This is a genomic window from Photobacterium sanguinicancri (assembly GCF_002265265.1).
GTDB lineage: Bacteria > Pseudomonadota > Gammaproteobacteria > Enterobacterales > Vibrionaceae > Photobacterium > Photobacterium sanguinicancri.
In genome coordinates, this window is the sequence record NZ_NOIF01000046.1 from 21,074 (window position 1) to 29,229 (window position 8,156).

Consider the following 8,156-nt stretch of genomic DNA (forward strand, 5'->3'; position numbering starts at 1 on the left):
TAACGACAATCGTAGCGATAATTACTTAAGCTTTTCAATGTTAATTCCATCAAGCAATTCATCGATCACGATATGTCCCGTACCGCTAACACTTTCACGGCCCCAGCCACCACGAGATCCTGTTGCACGCCACAGCGTTGATTTACTCTTCGCTGAACGTATTTCCAGTGTAATGCCAACAGCTGGTTCGCCATCAAGCCCACTTTTATAATGCCACTCTTCAACGGACCCCGTAATAATATAGTCTACAGGTCGTGATGCTAACCACGCCTGAGCTTGTTTCCGCTTTGCTGAGTCATCAATAATTGCGGCAAGGTCATTTGTATTTAGCTCTGGGTATATAGTGGCACGAATTCCTTTGGCGTAAAGCTGAGCATTGAGAATCTTCTCTACTTTTTCTGCTGCCATAGGGGTATTTGAGTGATTTGCCATTGGCATTATGACCCAACTACTATTGGCCGCAAATACTGGGCTGTCTGGCACTTGGTAACTAGAGCAGGCGCTTAACCCTGCAATTGAAGCTGCAAGTAAGATGCGTTTCATCTGATATCTCCCTGTTAGAAACTGTAGTAATAGCCAAAAGCTACTTTAAGCGACTCGTCGCCATTTCGGTCTTGGCTCTGCCAATCAACACCCATGTAGAGTTCGTCATTCCCTATAATTCGCCAGCCGAGGCCAGCACTTATCATCATATCCATTTGTTGGGCTTCCACATTATAGCCAACAGAATTATCTAACCAGTAACGAGGGGATGGTACGGTTGCCCCTGGTATACCAGGTTCTCCATGCCACAAACGATGGCCTATCGATAATCGCTGATAACGTTCAGCAATAAAGTCACTTGGTGTCAGTGGCCTAGGACCTTGTTGCCATGCATTTACGCCTTGTAATTTGTTACTACTATGCTTGACCTGTTGCATGCTGTATTCACTGTAAATTTGCCATGCAGGGTCATTAAAGAAAAATTGTTCACTAGCCCGAATATTCATATCCCAACCGCGACCAATATCGTCACCAAAGCGAGTAGATAAATCATGGAAGCTGACCTGCATTGCCAGATTCTCCCGTGCAGTCGGTTGGTAACTTAGATTGGCACCCAAAATATTATCTTGGCCTGCAATTGTCATTAATTGGCTGGCCTCGAGGTGGGTATTAATACCGAGCTTGAGTCCACCTGACCAGTAACCTGAAAACTGTGTACTGAACTCACCTAATATACCAATACGCTGATCGCCAACCCCTTGCGCTACGTCAGCTTTAATCGCCCATGTACTTTCATTTTGCTGCCAATGAAATCCGCCCCGTAAACGGAACTCATCATCAATGGGTGTATTGCCTAAAATGTCTTGCGCGTCAGCTTGTTGAAAATCTGTACCTAAGCGGTAATAGCCGTTGTAGTGAGGGGCGTAATAATCAAGGCTTAAACGGTTGATATTCCATTGTGTAATTGTGGTTTGTTGGGCGCGAACACTGTGCGTTTTGTTAGGGTGTTGGTTGACATAGTTCTTGCGTAGCTGCTTTTCCGCTACTTTATCTGTCAGCACACCAATTTCTTGCTGAGCTTGTTGCCAGGCTTGCTGGTGTCGGCCAACGGCCTGTAAGGCATAGTTTTTATCTGAGACTGGTAAGGTAAGTGACTCTGTTAGGAGTTTTTCCATTGTTTCACGATCATGTTGCGCTATGGCAAAAGAGAGTTGCTGCCAATCCGGAAGTTGATATTGGCTGAGTGCCGTTTTTTCATGCCAGTAAAGCGCCACTTCAGGGCGACCTTGCGCGAGATAATATTGAATTAGTTCGGCGACATTGTTGCTAGATGGGGCCGCTAATGTGTTCGCTTCTGCTAATTTAAGAGCTGTTTTATCGCCAACAAATAAGGCGAGTAATGCGCGATGTGAAATGTCACCGTCAGGTAAAGTTAACAATGATGCCGTCATGTTTTTAGCTGCGTATTTACGTAGCTGGTAGGCGCGATCGTACTGCTCTCTAAGTTCAAGCAAAGAGGCGTAGTTCAGCAGTAAAGCGACATCTGGTTTATCCGTTGCTTTTATCTGACGGCGGTACCAAAGGTCGGCTTCATCATTACGCCCGAGTTGTTGGGCTGTTGCCGCAAAGACAGACCAAAAGTCAGAATTATTAGCGAGTGCAAGACGGTAACTGTCATAAACGCGGGTGAGCTTATCGTGATCATTCGTGGCAATTAGCCACCACATATAACTATTGACCGCTGGCTGAAAGCTAACCTCGCTTGAAATTGCTTGTTGATATAGTTGGTGTGCTAGTACCGTTTGGCCTTGCTCAATGGCGAGTAGGGCACGGTAGTAGGTAACTTCAGCATTATTCTTTAAATCACGATCTTTACTGGCTAGCTCGAATAACGTCGCCGTTTGCTCAGACTGTGGGGCTTCATTGCTGACTCTGATTGCTAATAGTAAGAATTCGCTATCGCCAGACTCTTTGTATAGACGAGTTAATTCATCGACATCCTTGACGTTAAACGGTGCGTGTAGCTGGATGTAACGATAAACATCAACATTGGCTGTTGAGCGTTGCATCAAATATTGTTGGCTAAGCTGGGCCAGTTGTTTGTCGCTACTGTCCCATGCTAACGCTGCAACCATTCTGAGGTAATCATCGTTTGCTGTTGTCCATTCAGTTGGTTCTATCAGCACACGTAAAGCTTGTTCAGGTTGATACCGCGCCATATAAGCATTTGCAAAGCGCATAGCTTCATCTGTTGTAGGTTTACGCAGGCGTAGTAGTTTATTTCTCTGCTTTATGACCTGAAGATGATCGCTGTTGTATGAATATAAACGGGCTTTGTGGCTAATCAGTGCGCTGTCATAAGGGCGTTTAGCTGATAGCTTTGTAATACTACGCAGTGCATCAGGCGTACCTTTCGCTTTTTCTAATGCATTTAGCCAAGCGGCATATTCTGAGGGTTTTAAAGCATTCGAATAGGCAAGGGCATCAAAGAAAGCGCCTTCATGATAGATGTCACCCAGCGCTTTAGATTCTTCAATTCCAGCTCGTATTTGAGCTTCGTTCGCCCCTTGTTGTAATAAAATCAAGCTTGTTTGAAAGGCATTTGGGATATCACTTTGCCAGCGATAAACACTGTGTAATTTTGTTAATGCAGTGGAAGTTGGGTCATCGTTAATTGCTTGTATCAGTAACTCGGTGGCTAGCGGTAAGTTACCCATTGCGATAGCAATGTCTGCGGTTTCCAATAACAGTGGTGTAGATGGCTCAAGTGCTAATAACTGCTGTGATTTATTTAAGGCTAAATTGAGTTCACCCGCAGCTTTCGCATGCTGAATAACAAGGGTGAGATATTGGGGGGTATTCGAGAGTTTTCCATCGTACTGATGGAAAAATTTAAGGTTAGCAGCTGTATTATTCGCACTTTGGTTTAATTTAATGAGTGACGCAAGGGATTCAAGACTTTGATATTCTATGAATGCTTCACGTTGCAGTTTGGCTGCGTTTTCATAATCTGAGGTCTGTAGAGCTAGCTCTACCAATTCTTTGTAACTGGTTTCCCCACTTTTTAGGTGAGGGTATAAGAATTGATAGGCAAATGCCGGCATGGCTAATGAAATAGCGGCATCTGCAAATTGGCGAGCAAGGTTTGCTTCTGGAATATAGTCAATGCCTGAGAAGAATACCGCTATTTTAGTGGTCGCCCTTTCTTTCACTACGGCATCATCAGAGTATGACTGTTGTAAAAGGATGGCTAAAAAAAGACTATGGCTGTGCCAATCTCGACGGCCATCCGAGTAAAATAAAATGGGGTTGAGTGACTCAAGTGCATCATTTACCAAGCCCAATTCATATTGATTTTGGGCCTGCATGAACACGATTGGACGGCTTTGTGGTTCTTGGCCTTTTAGTTCGTTAAGGAAGGCCAGTGAAACCTCCGGTGACGTCGAGCGAGAGATCAGCTTAACCAACATCGATTTTGTTGGTGCAACAAGCCATAACGCCCAAAGTGAAGTGAGCGTTAGAATTACCAATGATAACTTATTGACCAGTCGTATCCTTGGCGGCTTTTTATGTGTGCTTCCTGGCTCAAGCTTTTTTATGTCAATAATTTGCAATCCTTCTACGGTGCCGACTACAAAAACAACAGATTAAATGTTGTTACACGTCAGTGTGCCTTGGAAAATGCCAGCTTTATTTGATTGATAACGTACCGTATTTTTCTTCATTTCTGTTTTAGTCAGCGCTTGATCACTACTAAGCGTGCATTGGCTAATATTGACGAGTTCCATTTCAAAAGGGACGTGGCTGTTAAATGACCATTGAATGGATCGCCCATACTTTTGCCATTTAATGAGTGGAGCATTGGCACTGAGTAGCCTTGGTGATTGGGGGTTGTTCACTGAAAGGTTAAGGCGTGTTCGTGCTTTATTTAAGATTAAATAATGGCCATCAGGTCCTTGATTCCACCCTGCAAGTTCAGGTAGTGAGGTGACAGGGTAACCTATTTGGTTCGGGACTCGAATACTCTTAATACCTGTGGAGGTGATTTGCCATTCTCCGGATAAGGTTTTGGCTATACCTGTTTCATAGAGTGTTCGAGCACGTTCCGCATATTCGCTTAAATACAGTGGGGTCGATTTTTGTTTAATCGCCCAATCATAGACATTCGTTAAGCCTTTTAACGACGCAGGGTAAGCACCTGAGTACATGTGGTAGTATATCGCAATTGTTTTTAAGCGACGAGGCTTACCCAGTAATTGAAAGGTTTCAACTGCACGGCCATAACCATCGTGGTGCTCTGTCCAAAGGTTGGTGTAGAGGTTTTCATTCAACACAGGCGCGTAAACATGAACGGCTGATGGGTACCAAGTGATTGTTGGAGAGACTTGCGTGAAGTTGTCATTGCCCCGTACAACATAAGTGTTACCGCCATTCACGTTGAGTAAATTGGCTTTTTCGGCAATAGCGAGGATATCTTCTTTGGGGTCAGCCTTCCCAGACCAGAGTATAAGTCGTGCTTTTTTATTCTTTGGCGCAAGATTTTTGTTGATGTAGTTAATGGTACCAATAATTTCGTTGTCGTAATCCACGGTATAGCCGGGGATCGGTAGGTTTTCACCATAGGAACTAGAATCGACGCTTTTATCAAAATCCCAGAAGAATGGGTGACTAAAAGTATGCGAGGCAATTTCCACATGTGGTAACTTAAAAATTTTGCGCGCAATCGCTTCTAATTGCGGACTTTCTTTAGGGTATAAACCTCGTTTACCGACTTCACCCTCAATGACTGACACGGTTTGAGGAAATGTATACTTTTTGAATACATGCTCAAGCAAAACTTCGGCGGTGTACGGTTTACCTGGGAACCAACCTTTAGACGGAAAACCATCGCCATCGACATGGCTAGTTAGAATACGACGGCCAGACTCGGTGGTTACATCAGCTGCTGGAATAGCTGGGAGTTGCAATGTTTCATTCACCAAGCGGAACGGATCAATTTGCCACACTTCGGTGTCATTCGCCAAACTGGCCACGGGGAGTGGGTTTAAGATAGCGCCTCCCCAGCCAGCTTTAAAAAATAATGTTGATGTGTTTTGTTGCTCGTCTTTGATCGTAATAAGTGGTGTAACCGTTGTTTTATCTATAGTGACTTTGGTTTGCGTTTCAAACTGACTAAAACGTAATGGGTAGCGGTTTTTAAGCCAATTATTGTCCGTTGTTAGCGTGATTTTTCCGTTCAGATCACCACTGCTTTGAATACCTAACCGAGCAAGTAAACTATTATCGGCGGGTAATTGATTAATAAAGAGCACTGGGGTTTTAAATATGATGGTATTTAGCCATTGCGATAGAGCTGGAACTCGCTGGAAAGACGCTTGCTCTAACCATGTAAAAACAGCTGCGTAACGGCTCATATCAACCCGTGAAAAATTGAAAGTATTCACGTCTTGGCAGTCGGGTACGTAACCATTGTATTCGATTGGCATCGCCATCATACGGTGGCATTGCGAGCTATTCATTGCGCCATAGTGGCCATCATAAAAACCAAGAACCCGCTTGGTGATCGGCTGTATGGTACTGGTGCCAAATTCGTACAGTAAACCATCACTGATATATGGGGTATAACCTTCCCTGATTAAGCGTTGTGCTGCGGACTTTTGTCGGTCACGATCAGATGCGGGTATATAATCGATGGCGATAGCCTCAATCCCGAGCTTTTTGACCTCTTCTAATTTTCCAGCAAGCCAAATACGATCACTTTCACTGACTTTATGGTAAGTCTGATCAATAGGGTGATAGCTATCGTAAAGAGATTCAGCTGCTACGGCATAGATAGGGGCGTCGACTTCTGCAAGAACTTCAAACCCCCGATTGATAATCAGCTTAGGTTGATTGGGGAGCTGGTGGAAACTGTCAATGATTTTAGCCAGTGCTTGCTGTTGGATATTTTGCTCTTTTTTTGAATCTGCAAACAGGTAATAGCTGTCTAGCGTGTCGAGGAACAGACCATCAAAGCCTCTGTCTGTCATTTTTTTCGCTTCAGAGAGGAGGTGTTTTTGCCAAGCAGGATTAGTGAGTATCATTGCATGGCTTTGCCAGTTTTCATTTTTTGCTGGTGAGGCATCTGCAAGAGCAGCAGGCAATACTTCACCATCGTATTCGCCCACACTTAGGTAAGCAAAAACAAGTGAACCAGCGGTATGTAGGGTCTGTATCTGTTTATCGGTAATGAGCTTGGCATTCACCACAACGCGGTCGTAGTTGATTAATTCACGCACGGAATCGACATCGTTATAGTAGAAAACGATGGAAGGGGGAGCTTTAGCGCATACATTGAATGTAATGCTAAGTAGCAATAACAGGGTCAATCGCATAGCAACAATCCTTTTGCGTGAAAATGACATTTTTAGGCATCTTAATTATGCCTCATCCTAAAATACTAAGCCCATCATGATGAATTTGCTATGTATTTGTTAATTTCTTTGCTGTGATGTGAGTTATTTGTGCTTGAACTAGCATAATAAAAGAAAGATCCAGTTATTCAATCTTACTAATAATTGAATCTACCTCCCCATATGATCATGACAAGGTTACAATAGCGACTATAAATGGCTTTGTGCCGACAGTTATTGGTAAGTGGAATGACACAAAAGAAAAAACAGACAACAAAGCAGAGTAAGGGACTACACCCAAGAAACCCTCATCGTGAGCGTTACGATTTCCCTGCTCTAATCCAATGTAGTCCAGAGTTAGCACCTTTTGTTGCAGAAAACCGCTTTGGTGATCTATCTGTCGACTTTTCTGACCCTATGGCAGTAAAAGTGCTGAATAAAGCGTTATTACGCCAATTTTATCAGGTTGATTATTGGGATATTCCCACAGGATTCCTATGCCCACCTATCCCTGGGCGTGCGGATTATATTCACTACATCGCAGATTTATTAGCCAAATCGAATGATGGCGAAATCCCTCAAGGGCGCTTTGTTAATGGTTTAGATATTGGTGTAGGTGCCAATTGCGTGTATCCAATCGTTGGTCATCGTGTTTACGGTTGGCGTTTTGTTGGTGCAGATGTCGATCCATTATCGATAAAGTCAGCTAAGTTTATCGTCAGCAGTAACAAAGCATTGAAAAATGGTATTAAGCTGCGTTTACAAAAAGACTCGGATCATATCTTTACCAATATGATTCAGGGTGACGATCTGTTTGATTTCACTGTATGTAACCCGCCTTTTCATGCGTCAGAAGCGGAAGCGATTGCAGGGAGTGAGCGAAAAGTTCGTAACCTAGCTGCAAATTCGGCTAAAAAGGGTGGGAAGGTGTTATCGACATCGAATAAAGCATCAGCATCGCTTAATTTTGGTGGTCAAAAAGCAGAGCTTTGGTGCGATGGCGGTGAGGCCGCTTTCATTCAGCGAATGATTAAGCAGAGCACTCAGTGTGCCGAACAGGTATTCTGGTTCACAACGTTGGTTTCGAAGAAAGAGAATCTGCCCGCGATTTATCAGCAACTAAAAACTGAAAGCGCATCAGATGTGCAAACCATTGAGATGGCACAAGGCCAGAAAATCACACGTGTCGTAGCTTGGACCTTCTTAGATGAAGAGCAACAGCAAGCATGGCGTGAAGAGCGTTGGTCTAAGTAGAATTACAGCAATATTTTAGTTATATAA

At 43.7% G+C, this 8,156-nt stretch carries 4 protein-coding genes; 1 reads left to right on the top strand and 3 read right to left on the bottom strand.

All coding sequences use genetic code 11. The features are described from left to right. Window positions 1-21 precede the first annotated feature (21 nt). The 3 genes from ASV53_RS09500 to ASV53_RS09510 all read right to left on the bottom strand — a co-directional run bounded on the left by ASV53_RS09500 (window position 22) and on the right by ASV53_RS09510 (window position 6,857). On the bottom strand, window positions 22-543 hold the full coding sequence (locus tag ASV53_RS09500; protein ID WP_062687682.1) for a hypothetical protein: 522 nt from the start codon (window positions 541-543) through the stop codon (window positions 22-24). Between the two features lie 14 nt (window positions 544-557). Continuing rightward, window positions 558-4,013: a tetratricopeptide repeat protein gene (locus tag ASV53_RS09505; protein ID WP_094956921.1), complete on the bottom strand. Its 3,456-nt coding sequence runs from the start codon at window positions 4,011-4,013 to the stop codon at window positions 558-560. Window positions 4,014-4,130: 117 nt separating this feature from the next. Beyond that, window positions 4,131-6,857 (bottom strand): endo alpha-1,4 polygalactosaminidase, encoded by a 2,727-nt coding sequence (locus ASV53_RS09510; protein WP_094956922.1) that lies wholly within the window; start codon window positions 6,855-6,857, stop codon window positions 4,131-4,133. Window positions 6,858-7,124: 267 nt separating this feature from the next. On the opposite strand from ASV53_RS09510, the gene rlmF reads away from it, so the two are divergent. Then, the gene (gene rlmF / locus ASV53_RS09515) at window positions 7,125-8,129 is read left to right on the top strand and encodes a 23S rRNA (adenine(1618)-N(6))-methyltransferase RlmF (protein WP_094956923.1); all 1,005 of its coding nucleotides are present in this window, start codon (window positions 7,125-7,127) and stop codon (window positions 8,127-8,129) included. Window positions 8,130-8,156 lie beyond the last annotated feature (27 nt).